The 13964-nt window shown below is 25.6% G+C and carries 11 protein-coding genes; 3 read left to right on the top strand and 8 right to left on the bottom strand.

The features are described from left to right. Window positions 1–389 precede the first annotated feature (389 nt). From Q3287_RS13820 to Q3287_RS13805, 4 genes are all read right to left on the bottom strand, one after another. Window positions 390–1076 (bottom strand): ATP-binding cassette domain-containing protein, encoded by a 687-nt coding sequence (locus Q3287_RS13820; protein WP_407964235.1) that lies wholly within the window; start codon window positions 1074–1076, stop codon window positions 390–392. Window positions 1077–1086: 10 nt separating this feature from the next. Beyond that, complete coding sequence (locus Q3287_RS13815) at window positions 1087–2442, bottom strand: ABC transporter permease (protein ID WP_407964234.1); 1356 nt, start codon at window positions 2440–2442, stop codon at window positions 1087–1089. A 63-nt stretch (window positions 2443–2505) separates the two neighbouring features. Further along, window positions 2506–3552 (bottom strand): cell wall metabolism sensor histidine kinase WalK, encoded by a 1047-nt coding sequence (locus Q3287_RS13810; RefSeq protein ID WP_054277511.1) that lies wholly within the window; start codon window positions 3550–3552, stop codon window positions 2506–2508. Further along, on the bottom strand, window positions 3540–4211 hold the full coding sequence (locus tag Q3287_RS13805; RefSeq protein ID WP_054277512.1) for a response regulator transcription factor: 672 nt from the start codon (window positions 4209–4211) through the stop codon (window positions 3540–3542). Before Q3287_RS13805 ends, Q3287_RS13810 begins: the two co-directional genes overlap by 13 nt. A 348-nt stretch (window positions 4212–4559) precedes the next feature. Here Q3287_RS13805 and Q3287_RS13800 point away from each other — a divergent pair, with 348 nt between their 5' ends. Then, on the top strand, window positions 4560–5834 hold the full coding sequence (locus Q3287_RS13800; protein WP_054277513.1) for an aminotransferase class V-fold PLP-dependent enzyme: 1275 nt from the start codon (window positions 4560–4562) through the stop codon (window positions 5832–5834). Between the two features lie 349 nt (window positions 5835–6183). On the opposite strand, the gene trxA is transcribed toward Q3287_RS13800, so the two are convergent. Beyond that, window positions 6184–6501, bottom strand: a complete 318-nt coding sequence (trxA, locus tag Q3287_RS13795; protein WP_407964233.1) for a thioredoxin — start codon at window positions 6499–6501, stop codon at window positions 6184–6186. A gap of 254 nt (window positions 6502–6755) precedes the next feature. Here trxA and Q3287_RS13790 point away from each other — a divergent pair, with 254 nt between their 5' ends. Then, on the top strand, window positions 6756–7508 hold the full coding sequence (locus tag Q3287_RS13790) for a TrmB family transcriptional regulator (protein ID WP_054277516.1): 753 nt from the start codon (window positions 6756–6758) through the stop codon (window positions 7506–7508). Next, complete coding sequence (locus tag Q3287_RS13785; RefSeq protein WP_074179874.1) at window positions 7495–8376, top strand: PhzF family phenazine biosynthesis protein; 882 nt, start codon at window positions 7495–7497, stop codon at window positions 8374–8376. The genes Q3287_RS13790 and Q3287_RS13785 overlap by 14 nt, the downstream gene beginning before the upstream one ends. A gap of 200 nt (window positions 8377–8576) precedes the next feature. Here Q3287_RS13785 and Q3287_RS13780 read toward each other — a convergent pair whose 3' ends face one another. From Q3287_RS13780 to Q3287_RS13770, 3 genes are all read right to left on the bottom strand, one after another. After that, entirely contained in the window at window positions 8577–9932 is a 1356-nt protein-coding gene (locus Q3287_RS13780; protein WP_054277518.1) for a peptide MFS transporter, read from the bottom strand. Window positions 9933–11839: 1907 nt separating this feature from the next. Further along, window positions 11840–12337 (bottom strand): CarD family transcriptional regulator, encoded by a 498-nt coding sequence (locus Q3287_RS13775; RefSeq protein ID WP_054271555.1) that lies wholly within the window; start codon window positions 12335–12337, stop codon window positions 11840–11842. Window positions 12338–12551: 214 nt separating this feature from the next. Continuing rightward, a complete protein-coding gene (locus Q3287_RS13770) occupies window positions 12552–13961 on the bottom strand; it encodes a VWA-like domain-containing protein (protein ID WP_407964232.1) in 1410 nt (469 codons plus the stop codon). Window positions 13962–13964: the final 3 nt, after the last annotated feature.

Here is a 13964-nt window from a genome sequence, read left to right as displayed (position 1 = left end):
TTTTAATTTTCATAAATTAGACTATATTTTTTATAATATTTTTTATAACTTTATTTGTATTATATTTTTTGTTTTTCTGTTGAATTATAGTACTTGTTTATCTCCTATAACTTTAAAAATACTTTTTTTAATTATTTACAATGCATTTTCATTCCTTTTATTTAGCTACATCTTTACTATTTTTATAAGCGTACTATTCATGTCTATTACTATCTTCAATGAATATTTAACATTTTATGTAAAATTTATAAAAAAATGTATATAAATTTAAATAAGTGACTATACTAAAAACATGATACGGATAACCAATAAGTTCAACCTATCTCCCCCAAAATAGAATGAGTTACAGTTTCCCCCAACTGTAGCTCATTTTCGTGTAATTTAATAGTTTAATCTATCTCATTATCTCTACTTTTTATAAACATTAATTTTCCATTATTCATTCCCCATAACTCATCAGCATATAAAGCAATTCTATCAAAAGTTGTAGCTATTATCACACATTTATTATCTTTAGAGGCTAGTTCATAAAATACATCTACAAAACTTTTTTCACTTTTATCATCAGCTTTTTCTATAATATCATCACAAACTATTAAATTTGGATTATTAGACAGTGCCCTAGCAATACAGACTTTCTTCTTATCATAGTGACATAAATCTTTCACTTTGCAGTTTACTTTTTCTTTATCAATTCCTACTTTTTCTAGAATCTTATATATAATTTCATTCTTATTCTTTTCTCTATTTCCACCAATTAGCATAGTCAGAATAATATTATCTAAAACAGTAGCATTATTTAACAGATTATAGTCTTTAAATATTGCACCTATATGCTTACTTCTATAAATATTTTTATTTATACTTTTTAAATTTTCACCATTATATATAATACTTCCACTACTACAATCATTAAGACCTGCTATTGTAGATAACAAAGTACTCTTTCCTGCTCTAGTTTTTCCTATAATAACATACATTTTTCCAGTTTCAAATTCTACATTCACATCTTTTAATACAAACTTACTACTGCCCTCATATTTATAATTAACATCAATTAATTTAAGTATTGGCAATCTGCATCACCTAATTTCTATCATAAATTATTTGTATTGGCTTGTACATAATTGTACTATATATTGGTATTACGCCATTCAACAATATAAATATCATTGCCATAATAATTATATTAAGAATAAAATTTAAAATAGATTTATCTTTTAAACTTTTCATTTCTTGCTTGATACTATTATCATTTATATTTATATCTCCCACATAATCAGATAAATAGTCATTATATGTTATATTGTATTTATATTGATATTCAAAAACATAATTTGATATTGCTTTTTCTGATATACTTGCAATTCCTAATCCAAGTATAATACATATAAAAACCATTATAATACTTTCATAAATAAAACTTCTAATTATCCTAAACTTAGACATTCCAATTAGTCTCAATACTCCTATATCATATTTTATTTTTTTTATTGATATTACATAGCTTACCATCAATAATATCGACCCTAACACTAATATTCCAAGAGTAGATGTAAAAGCTACACTAGACAAATGTTTTATTGGTGTCATTAATTTATAATATGCTGACTCATCTATAGTAACTTTATAGATTTCACTTAGCCCCTTATTTCTTAATTCTTCCTCAAAAACCTTTCTACTATTAGAATCTTTAAGTAAAAAACTAGCACTTGTATAAAGTATCTGATTTTCTGGTTTAATCTTTTTTTCAAACTCAACTAAAGTGTCATATGAGGTTAATATATTGTTGTGTGTACTTGTGTCTTGAGTATTTTCTACTTTATTGCTATGTTTTTTCTTATATAGACCTACTATTTTTAGATTTAACTTCACATTAGTACCATAATCATTTAGCAAAGATATTGTATCTCCAACCTTAAACTTATTAGTTTCTAAAAAACCTTCACTTACTATACACTCATTTTCGTTTTGAAATACTCTTCCTTTACTTATATCTAAATTATAGTATTTGAGACTTGTATTTTTATCCGTAAATCCCATAACTACATAGTTTGTTGCTATGTTATCATAGACAAGATTTTTATCATTCCTAACTACATGTTTTTTATTATTGTCGAGATATACCATAAGATTCCCTATAAGTGATATTTTTTTTACATATTTTGATTTTGAAAAATTTAGATAGTCGTCCAAATTTAAAATATCATATCCTCTCAAAGATTCTGCTGAATCATTTTGGACAATCTTTTTTTCATTAATTTTAATGCTAACCTCTGACTCAAGTTTTTTCTCATATTTTTGCTTTATAATAGATGTACTTAAATTTATTATTGAGGAAATAGCTATTGATAAAACCATTAATAACATAATAACTATACTAAATGAACTATGAACTTTATTTCTAATCAAATTTTTGATTGCATTATTTAAAATATACACTTTATATCTCCTCTTATTAATTGAATACTATGTTAGCAATATTATTATAATTTTCATTAATTCTTACCTATATTCTTTAAATACTAAATAAAATGTTGAGCCTTTATTTTCTTCACTTTCAACCCATATAAAGCCATTACATAAATTACATACATGCTTTACTAAGCTAAGACCTATACCATATCCATCTTTATTTAGTTCATTTATTCTATATCTATCATAAAATATTTTATCTATATGATGCTTATTCATTCCAATACCATTATCTTTTACCAACACAATAACACTGCCCTTTTGATTTTTTACATTTACATATATATCTTTACCTTCTCCATACTTTATTGCATTATCTAAAAGATTGGATACTCCTCTATAAATCCACTTTTCTTTTCCATAGATACTCATATTTTCATCTTCATCAAAATCAAATTTTAAATTACTATACACTTTAGAATAATTATCACATACTTGTGCACATATTAAGGCTATATCAACCTCATACATATCCTCATTATTTTTTATATCACTTATTGCAAGTACATCTTCTACGCTATTTGAAACTTTATCAAGAGTATTTAATAACTCCTTATTTCCATCAAGCTCTAAACTTGTTCTCAATATAGATATAGCATTTTTTTGTTCATGTGATAGATATGAATTCAATCTTTTATAGTCCTCAATATGAGAATCAAATTTATTTTTTAAATCTTTATATACTCTAGACATAATAGGGTCTATACTCAATATTTCATTCTCATCTTTAATGTTATTTATATTATTCAATATTTCTATTCTTTCTTTAAATTCCAATCGATTTAGTATCGCTAAAAGTATAAAGTTAGATGTTACTATAAAAGCAAAAAATAGTATCATCACTACATTAAAATTATTCTTAAGTATTAAATTATAATTATTCATTGCTATTTTATCTGTATCATACACATTATCTAGGGCTATCTCACCATTAAATGGAGTTAGTTCTTTATAAACTGAGTTCTTATCTGTATCAGGTGTGTTTATAATATAATTTATACCTATTGTAAAAATTATAAAAACTATAACAGAATATAAGATTAACACTATAGTTTTTTTATCTTTTAATCCTTGCATATAGAATATCCTATCCCTCTAGTTGTTATTATTATCTCTTTACCTGCCTCTTCTTTTAATTTCTTTTTTAATCTAGCTATATGTACCCTTAATACAGATGATAATGGGTCAAAATATTCATCATAAACGTGTTCTGATATATCTATACTTGACACAATATTTGGATACCTACTTGCAATATATTCTGCTATATCAAATTCTTTAGTCCCCAACTTTACTTCTTTATCATATACATACACTTTTCTTGATGCTGGATTTATTGTAATAGGTCCTGCTTTTATATCTGGATTTGTCCTACCATAAAATCTTCTTATAACAGCTTGTATCCTCGCTCTTAATTCTATAATTTGAAATGGCTTTACTATATAATCATCAGCACCTAAATCAAGACCTTTAGCTAACTCATTTACTCCATCTCTCGCAGTTACAATTATTATTGGAGTATTTAGATTATTGCTTCTAAAAAATTCTAATATCTCTATTCCATCTTTATCAGGTAAATTTAAATCTAATAATATAGCATCATAGTCATTTATAAATGCTTTTTCTTCTCCATCTAATCCACAATTTGCTATATCTACTACAAGCCCTTCATTTTCCAGACCTGACTTTATATTATAAGAAAGTTCCTTATTATCCTCTATTATTAATACTCTCATATAATCATCTCCTAAATAAAATATCAATCTCTTTATTATATATAATGAATGTTTACTGAATGTTAATCTAACTCTATAACTATTTATATTTTAAACAAAACTCAACTTTATTATTATTTAAATATTTGTACTTGTCAAATTCGAGTTGACTCAATCCAGCCTTTAAATATCTCTAGTAAGATATTTAATAATCAATTCACAAATATTAATAAAATCAACAAACAATTTAATAGGCATTAATTAACAAAACCTCTTCTAAAAACATAACATATATTAAACAAGCTCTTGATTAAAACTTAAGCTTGTTTAATAAAAAATAAAATAGTTTATTAGATAAGGGGTTTTTTTATGCCATTCATGGATTTATCAGAATACATTGAAGGTGCAAATCTTAAAGTTAAAACTAAAAATGGTGAAACTGTTAAAAGAATATATTTTAACAACTCTGCTACTCCATTAGTTTTAAAAAACGTGGTAGATAATTTAAATTGTGAGATTCCTTGGCTTACTTATATCAATGCTCCAGGAATAATCTCAGAAAAAAATACTTTAGAATATGAGAATGTACGACATACTATTCTCAAGCTTATTGATGGAGATAAAGAAAAAGACTCTGTTATTTATGTGAAAAGTGCTACAGAGGGAATCAACTTATTAGCAGAATTTTTTAAGAAAGAAAATTCAAATAAACTTGTTATTACTACAGCAATGGAGCATATGGCCAATTATCTGCCTTTTAAAGTTAATTTTCCTACAAAGGTTGTTGGAATTACAGAAAAAGGAGAACTTGATTTGTGTCAATTAGAAAATATGCTTAAAAATAATGCTGGTAATGTATCTCTTGTTACAGTCACAGGTGCTAGTAATGTTACAGGTATAACCACTCCTATATATGAAATAGCAAGAATGGCTCATAAGTATGGTGCCAAGATATTAGTAGATATTGTTCAAGTAATTCAGCACAAACCTTTTTCAATGATGCCATATGAATGTGATGAGCATATAGATTTTATTGTTTTTAGTGGGCATAAATGCTATTCCCCACTAAATGGAGGTGCTCTAGTAGGCCCTAAATCATTCTTTGAAAAATTTACTCCTGCACTATATGGCTCAGGTTCTACCAAGTTTGTATCCGACGACAAAATAATATATGCAAATATCCCACAGCGTTTTGAAGCAGGATATCCAGAATATTTTGGAACTCTTGCAATGGGAAAAGCACTAAATACTTTAAATAAAATTGGTCTAAGCAGAATTTCAAGATATGAAAGAGAATTATTTTTATATACTAAAGAAGAATTGAAGAAAATACCCAACGTGATAATATATGGAGATAAATCAAACAATGTAATTATCCCAAATATATCTTTCAATATAAGTAATATGTATTATAAAGATGTCGCAAAATATCTAGTTAATAACTTTGGAATAGAAACTGGAGCCGGATTAGTAGGAGCAGATATTTATGTACAAAGACTATTAGGTATAAGCCCAAAAGAAGCATACATCAGATTTATGAGGGAAAATCCTGTAGGTCTTGTTAGGATAAGTTTAGGGATGTACAATACTTTTGATGAGATAGATAGATTTATATATGCTATTAAAACTTTGGCTTTTAAATAAGATTTTTCTATTCTTCTTCAGCAATAGATAAAGATTAATCTTATTGCCACATAAAAAATGAACTATATCAAAATACTTTTAATCATCAAAAGAGATACATTTTTTATACAAAACCTATATAATATTCAATGTAAAAAGGTGAATTCATCTAATGGAATTCACCTTTTTACATTGAACTTTTATTTTTAATAACCTTTCCTTTTTCTTTTATATAAATAATATATCATTAGATAATATCATTAACAATTAGGCACTTATTTGTAACCACTTCAACGATTTATATTATATAAATATAAACAAAAAAACTCACTGTGATGAGTTTTTTGTTTGCATATGAGATTTATTTTAATTACATATATGATTCAACTTTCTTTTTCAAATTATCTTTAGGTATGAATCCTATTAATCTATCTACAGGTTTTCCATCTTTAAATATTATTACAGTTGGTACTGTAGATACTTCAAATTCTTGAGCTAATTCTATACTTTGGTCTATATCCACTTTTAAAAAATTTGCTTTTTCAGCCATCTCATTTCCTAATGCTTCATATACTGGTGATAACATCTTACAAGGTCCACACCAAGTTGCGAAGAAATCTACAACCACTAATCCATCTTTATTTTCTACTTCGTTTATAAAATCATTATTATTTATTATTTTTGACATAACATATATCTCCTTTATTGTTTTCTTGATATTAATATACTACGACCCATGTAACAGTTCAATTAGTCACTTTTTTGTAACTACTCATTTTTAATAACTTTAATCTTACACCAGGTATAATTGTAATGTTAAATATTTATACTATAAACTTTTATTTTTCACTTAATTCTAGTTGACATTTCACTATTTAAGTTATAAAATCTAATTAATAACTACCTATGTAGTTATTAATATTTTATAAAAGGAGTTTACCTATGGATGATATAGTTAATGAGTTACAAAATATAGGATTTACAAAATATGAATCTCAAATATACATAGCATTATTAAAAGAAAATCCTTTAACAGGATACGAGATAAGCAAATTATCAGGCGTCCCACAATCAAAAGTCTATGAAAATATAACAAGACTAATAAACAATAATATAATTATCAATGTTGGAACTGACCCCATTAAATATGTACCTATAAATCCTAGTGAATTATTAAAAAATAAAAAAGAAGAATTTAATAATTCTATAGACAAACTAAATGATAACTTACAGGTATTAAATAAAGGTAAGAATATAGAATATGTTTTAAATATAAAAGGTGATAAAAATATCTTAAAAAAAGCAACAGAAATGATAAATAATGCAAGTCAAGAGATTATAATTTCTTGCCCTTATGAAGAAATTCTTGAACTAAAAAATGACCTTCTAGTTGCTTGTAAAAAAAATATTAATGTTGAAATACTACTTTTAGAAAATAAAATGCTTGAAGGTCTAAGTAATGTTCATATTCATGGAGGAAATGATACTACACTTGAAAATAAAAAACTTTACAAAGGAATGATTTTAATTGTAGATAACAATGAAATATTGACAGGAAACTTATCTGAAGGAAGTGAAGCTATTTCAATTTGGACAAAAAACTCTAATATTTTATATATTGGAACTCAATACATAAAACATGAAATTTATATTTCAGAAAAAACAAAGGGAGGTTTCAAAAATGAACAAAATTAAGATTAAACAAGTTGATGCTTTTACAACTGTACCTTTTGGTGGAAATCCTGCTGGTGTAGTTACTGATGCATCCAATATTTCTGATGAAATCAAGCAAAATGTGGCTAAAGAAATGAACTTATCAGAAACTGCATTCGTTTCAAAATCAAATGTAGCAGATTTCAAAGTGCAATTCTTTACACCTGGCTTAGAAGTTGATTTATGTGGTCATGCAACAGTAGGAGCTTTTCATGCACTTTTAGAAGAGGGAAAACTTGATACTAATAAAAATATATTTTATCAAGAGACAAAAGCTGGTGTGCTATCCGTAGAACTTAAAGAAATAGATAATGAAAATATATTTATGATGGAGCAAAATCCTCCTGAATTTGGAAATTTAGATAACTACAGAAAAGAACTTGCGAAAATGATAGGTGTAAATGAAGATAGACTTCTTGAATATCCAATTATGAAGGTAAATACTGGACTTTGGTGGCTTGTATTTGGATTAAAATCTTTAGATGATTTAAAAAATATTTCTCCAGACTTAAACGAAATCAAAAAATTTAGTGGTGAAAATAACATAATTGGTATAACTCCATTTTGCATAGAGACTATAGATAAAAAATGTGACTATCATTTAAGATCTATTGCACCATATGTTGGAGTTACAGAAGACCCTGTATGTGGAACTGGAAATGCTTGTGTATCATCTTATATAGTACAACATAATATTTTAGAAAAAACTAGTTTTATTGGTGAGGAAGGTAATTTTATAAACAGACCTGGAAAAGTATATGTAAATATAGAAAAGGAAAATAATAATATATCTTCTGTAAAAATTGGAGGAAGTGCTTATACTGTTTTAAGTGGAGAAATTATGTATTAATCCTTTATCTAATTTAATAAAAAAAATACTAGTCAATTAAGACTAGTATTTTTTTATCTATTTTCTAATAAATTTACTCTAATATATATAATAATATCATACTTAAGAGCAAATCTTTTTATTATTAATTAGTTACAAATCAACCTAATACAATATGATTACTGTAGATTAATCTATATAAAATAATAATTATTTATTGATTATTTATCATCCTCAACAAGTTTACTTAATGTCTTATCAGATAAGAATAATAGTATAGCTGCAACAAATAGTATTACTGGAATTACAGTGTATACCTTAATCATATCAAATTTAAGAGTGAATGCATATATATATCCATATCCTTGACCAGCTAAGAAAGTGGCAAATGTCCATACTCCCATAAGAACACCTAGAAGTTTCTTAGGTGCATACTTACTTACGAAAGAGTTTCCAAGTGGTGAGAATAACATTTCTCCAAAACTTAGAAGTATACCAAACATGATTATCCATATTATACTAGCTTTAGCAGTTTCAGGAGCTCCAACACCTCTTGAAAGTTCTGCTCCAACAAGCATTAAGAATGCAAGACCTAAGAATGTTAATCCAAGACCTGTCTTTTTAAATAAACTTATATCTCCTTGTGGTCTACTAGCAAGTTTGAACCATAACGCTCCAAGAACTGGCCCTAATACTATACATACAAGTGCATTTAATGAGTCAAACCAAGCAAGAGGAATTTCAAACCCTCCTATAGTCATGTCTACAAATGCTGCACCATAATCATAAACTGCAAGATAAGTTAAGTACCAGAATAACCAGAATACTACAGAGAAGAATGAAATAAGTATAATAGCCCAAATTCTCTTCTTATCCATACCTGTAAGAGGCGAATTATCTTTTGCTTCAACTTTTTCAGCAACTACACCTTCTTTAAATGGTCTCTTTCCTGCATTTCCAAGGAATCTCCATCCATATGTGAACCATATAGCACCTATTACACAAAGTACAGCTGCTATGAAGAAACATTGAGAGAATCCAAGCACACCATTTTTTGCAAATGTCTTAGCATAAAGTATCCCAACTGCTGTAGTTCCAATAAAAGAACCTATGTTAACAAAAGAATACTGTACTGAGAATGCTGTATCAAGCTCTTCTTGATTATCAAAAAGCTGTCCATTTACTGCTGATACGTTTCCTTTAAAGAATGCAGTACCAATTGAAACTAATATTATCATTGCATTTACCATAGAAACTGTAGTTGCAATAGAACCAAGATAATATCCAACTCCCATGATAAGCATACCTATAGGTATAGTATATCTGGCTCCTATCCATCTATCTGATATATATCCCCCAATGATTGGTGCAAGATATGTGAATGCAACAAGGTTAGCTTGCATTATAGCAGCTTGTCCCTTATCTATTCCAAGACCACCATGAATTACAGCTGTTGTAAGGAATATATAAATTAAAAATTTCGCAGAATAATATGCTGCTCTTTCAAATGAGAAAGTTGTAGAACAGATATAAAATCCTATAGGGAATTTACCCTTCTTATTTACTGTTGTGCTCATAAGTTTAAATCCTTTCTTAATTGTATTTTTATATTTTTACGTTTTATCCAGATTCTTTCTTTTTAATGAAAGATATGGTGACATTGTTTTGTAAAACAATTTGTAATAATTATTAAGATAATTGCGTTTTTATTTGTAGAGTTTATCTTTTCATGGAACAAATTTAATATGCTTTTTAATTATAAAGTTAATTATATAAATTCATTATTTTCAGATATATTTATAAATCATTAGATTCTTACTTAAAACCATGAAAAAATCTTCACCATAGCAATTCTTATTTTTTTACGTGATAGTATTTTACAAACTAAATTCCTCCTTTTGTGGCGACTTATATAATTACATTTAAGTGCTTTTTTAAAGGAGTCTCAAATAAAGCAACATATATTTATTAAAATAATGTTTTTATTTACTTTTTAAATCTATATATTACTTCATCTAACCAATTCTCAACTTAAACAAATAAACTACTATCTATTCACAGATTAGATTTATTTCTTATAATTAAGCTTATACTAAACACTGTGAATCTAAACATAAAAACTGTTACTTTAAAGTGATTATCAACATATTCGTTTTAATAATATTAACCGAAGCTATGTTATGTATTTATAATGTATTTCACACAAAAATGCCTCAATTTGAAAACTTTTTCACGAATATTTATTTTTCACCTCCCCCTATTTATTTCACCATGTAAATCGTACCATAAATATATACTTATATGCAAGGAAAAAATCGATTAATCGACAGTAAATAATTAGAAAAATTTAAATTATATTTGTCAAGTATATTATATAAAATATTTTGTATGGAAATATAAGTTAAATCAACCTCTAGAATGTTTTTTAGAAATGAAATTTTGACCTTTTTATTAGTTTATTTATTTCTTAAAATAAGCTTTTTGTATTCAATATATAATAAGCAAATCATACATTTCAAAATAGATATATTTTCTAAAAATAATATCAGTAAATAAGATATAAAAAAATTCAAATTGAATTTAAGAAATTTATTACGTTAATTAAATAACTGTTATATATTTAATTAACTTAATAGATTTCTTAAATTTTCAAACTTATATATACTTTATCTTCTAAAAATGAGTTCTTATCTTAAATTTCTAAATGTAGATAAATACAATTATTTCAAGTATATTATAAGTAATCCAACTAAACACGCCTAATAAATATTCTTTTAACAATATTGAAGCATTTATAAATAATTATATTTATTTATTATCTTAATTACACTTTAACTAAAAAAGAAAAAGTTTATTTAAAAACAAACTATTTAATCATTCCATATTACTCTAATAAAATTATTAACAAATTTTGTACAACTATAATTTTTCAAGTTATACTGTAAATATACAGTAATTTTCTTAATTATAAGTTTCATCATATATTTAGTCTTATTTTGTCGATTATATTTTTTTAAAAATATCCTAATCCAAAAACACTCTATTACAATAGATTTTCATATATAAAAAATAGTTCCTAAATAAATAACTATAAATGAAATTTAAATAAGATGGATTCTATTCAATATAGTATCCATCTTATTTGTTTAAAATAAAAAAATATTTGATAATATTATACAGTTTTTAACCTAGATAAACCATCGTACTATAAATCCAAGTAGCTAATTTTATAAATTGATTAAAAACAACAAAAAAATATTTATAAATGTATATTTTAAAATTAATTTTATACTTCATTTTACCTTTTGTGTTGAATATTAATTTTTTCAAATTTATTACAGTCTATATTTAAATTATGTATAATTATTTTAAATTCAATATTTTTTATGTTTTAATACTTACAATCTAAATTATATTCTGCTCGTATTTTTTAATTATATTTTATTAGATTATGATTTTTAAATAAAAGATACTATAAAATACTTTATTGAGGTATATGACTTGATATATATGAACTAACTTCATCAGGAGAGATATCTAAAATAGTTGCAAATTCTTCATTCAATAATCTTTCGGCTTCTTTCATTATATTGTCATCTGCTTGATGTGTTTTTTTACCAATAGATTTTACATACTCTTTATTATCATATATACTTCTTATTAGTTTTATTAACTCTTCACATTTACCATTTCTAAGTATTTTTTTAAATTGCTCACTTCTTGTTTTTTCATTGTCTATCCATAGTGTATCCATATTAGGAATATCATTTATTAATGAAATAACATTAATTTTAGAAAGTAACTTTCTCATTGGTACTTTCTCATTATCTACAGGAATTTTTATTACTGTGTTACTAGAGTAAATAGGGCTTAACACATAATACTCTTTTTTTATTCCTTTTGTAATCTGTTCGTTTGTTATATCCAGGACTTTACATACTCCTGTCATACCATACATTATATAATCATCAACCTTAAACAAAAAACATCACCATCCTTAATAAAAAATAGCTTTGGCAACTGAATTCATCTTGCCAAAACTATCTGCTATATATTATATTTTAACATATTTTGGGACTTTAATGTGAATAAAACTTATATTATTAAAATAAAAAAATACATTAACCACTAGTTAATGTATTTTTTTAGATTTACATCGCAAATATAAATTAAAATAGTTTATATTTTATGAGTACTTATAAAATTGGAGCTTGACTATTCATTGAATATCCATCACTTCTTACATCGTTTATCTCTAATATTTCATTCTTTATTTCGACTTTAGTAAGTTTCTTAACTGCTCCATAAGACTCTTTCAATGAAAGTTCATCTCCCCTTCCAGAAATAACCCATAAAATCTTGTACCCTTTAGGTATTACTTGTAGTTTACTTTCACCTTTCCCATCAGTAAAATAAACTAACAAATTAATCTTTTTATTATTGGCATATTCAAATACTGGAGAAAATCTAGTACCTCCACCTATACTAATTCTATCTTTTAGGTCCTTTTCGTTTCTCACCTTGTATACACGTCTAATTTCGTTATCACATTCTATAACCGTAATTTCATGACTATAGTTTTTCACAATATTGAGAACTTCTTTAATCGCTTGTTTAAACTCTTCATCACTGATACTTCCACTTATATCAAGAGCAACTGCTATTTCTGCTTTATGACTTCTAAGCTCTCCTCTCAGGTCTAATCTATTTGGTTGTCTTCTATTTCTTCTTGTTATAGTCTTCTTTTTATTACTTTCAACTGTACCCATTATCCTATTAAGATACAAGTTCCATGGCAATTCACCTTTACTATTTTTAATTGATGATATCATACTTTCTAAGTAAGCAGGAATTTTACCTTTTTGAGAACTATTAATAAATTTTTCAGTAAATTCTTTAAGAGTTTCTTCATCTATATCATTAGATTCTTCCCAAATATTATGAGTGTTTTCTGGACTATATTCAGTTTCTATATTTCCATATTTATCACTATCATCTTCTTCACCATCTTCATTCTCTTCTAGTAAATCTAATTCAGTTTGGATTTTTTCTACATAATATTCAAAAGGCTCATATGGCTCAAGTTTTAAGGAATATTTTAAATTTACCCATTCCAAAGTAGTTGCATATGGTGGCAAATTAGTTAAGAATTTATTTACTACTATGTCCATTGCCATATTGATAGCTAATGTACTGTACTTTCCTTTTAATTCCTTAGCTCTCACTAAATGCATAGATAGTATGTGATGAATTTCATGTTTAATTGTAGTTTCCATTTGCTCTATATCAAGTGTTAAAAAAATCATTGGATTAAAGTATATAACATATTTAGCTCCTTTAAAATTTACACCTGTAGGGCTACTTATATCAAATCTTATCTCTCTTGACATCTGAAACAAAAAATATCCATAAAAATTATCCTTTTCTTCCATAAGGCTTAAATTAACTTTATCTATAAGATTAAAAAACTCATACTTAAAATCTTTTGGTATATCTACATCAAATTTCTCATTCGCACGATTTGCCTTTAGCATAGAATGAGTACTTATAATTTCACTTGCTTTATTATAAAGTTCTTTTGCTTGCTTATCAAAATAATTTTCCATACA

This window comes from Clostridioides sp. GD02404, from assembly GCF_045898275.1.
Classification (GTDB): Bacteria; Bacillota; Clostridia; order Peptostreptococcales; family Peptostreptococcaceae; genus Clostridioides; species Clostridioides difficile_A.
The sequence above is the reverse complement of the archived record's forward strand: the minus strand, read 5'-3'. Positions and strand labels throughout refer to the sequence as shown.